The sequence below is a fragment of the Paraburkholderia sp. C35 genome (assembly GCF_003121405.1).
In the GTDB taxonomy this organism is placed as follows: domain Bacteria; phylum Pseudomonadota; class Gammaproteobacteria; order Burkholderiales; family Burkholderiaceae; genus Paraburkholderia.
In genome coordinates this window covers 1-1,056 of record NZ_QBUY01000224.1, presented here as the reverse complement: position 1 = coordinate 1,056, position 1,056 = coordinate 1, and the positions used below count along the sequence as shown (strand labels likewise).

Annotated in this window: 1 protein-coding gene; it reads right to left on the bottom strand. The window is 58.2% G+C overall.

The window, feature by feature from the left end; all coding sequences use genetic code 11:
* Positions 1–884, bottom strand: an 884-nt coding sequence (locus DK391_RS44050; protein WP_162601074.1) for a UDP-glucose/GDP-mannose dehydrogenase family protein, incomplete at its 3' end; no start/stop codon positions are given.
* Positions 885–1,056 lie beyond the last annotated feature (172 nt).

The window sequence follows — 1,056 nt, the reverse complement described above, 5'->3', positions numbered from 1 at the left end:
ATGCGCAGGTTGTGGCCCATCTCACTGCCCGTGCGGATCAGCGCCTGCACGTCTTTCGGGAAACACGAGCCGCCATAGCCGACGCCCGCGTACAGGAAGTGATAGCCGATGCGCGGGTCCGAACCGATGCCGCGACGCACGGCTTCGATATCCGCGCCCACTGTATCTGCCAGATTCGCCATTTCGTTCATGAACGAGATGCGCGTGGCGAGCATTGCATTGGCGGCGTATTTCGTGAATTCCGCCGAGCGCACGTCCATGTACAGCGTGCGTTCATGGTTGCGGTTGAACGGCGCATAGAGACGGCGGATCTTCTCGCTCGCCTTATCGCCATCCATGTCATAGTCGACGCCGACAACGATGCGATCCGGTCGCATGAAGTCGTCGACGGCAGCGCCTTCTTTCAGGAACTCGGGATTCGAGACGATCGAGAAGCGATGCTGTGCGCTATCGGCAAGACCGCGTTTCTCAAGTTCTTCGGCAATGACCGCGCGCACGCGCTGTGCCGTCCCAACAGGCACCGTCGACTTGTCGACGATCACCTTGAAGTCATTCATCGTGCGGCCGATATTGCGCGCTGCTTCGAGCACGTATTGAAGATCTGCCGAACCATCTTCATCGGGCGGCGTGCCGACCGCGATGAACTGGATCTCGCCGTGCGCAACGCTTGCCTCGACATCGGTCGAAAACGTGATGCGGCCCGCCGCGCGCGAGCGTTTGATTATTTCCTGCAGACCCGGTTCGTGGATCGGCATGCCGCCGTTGTTGAGGATGTCGATCTTGCGGGGATCGACGTCCAGACAGAAAACATCGTTGCCGACTTCGGCAAGACATGCGCCCGTGACGAGACCTACGTAACCCGTGCCGATAATGGTGATTTTCATGCGTGCCTGACCATTCCTTGCGTTTGACGCAATGAAGCATGCGAGAACGGAGGCATCATCAGATGGTGCAATTCATCTATCAGGTTAGCCAAATCGTCCATCGGTGAACGCAAACTCTGAATTACAGAAGGTGCCGACAATCTTCCGTCCCAGTGCCCAAAGACCCGCCAGC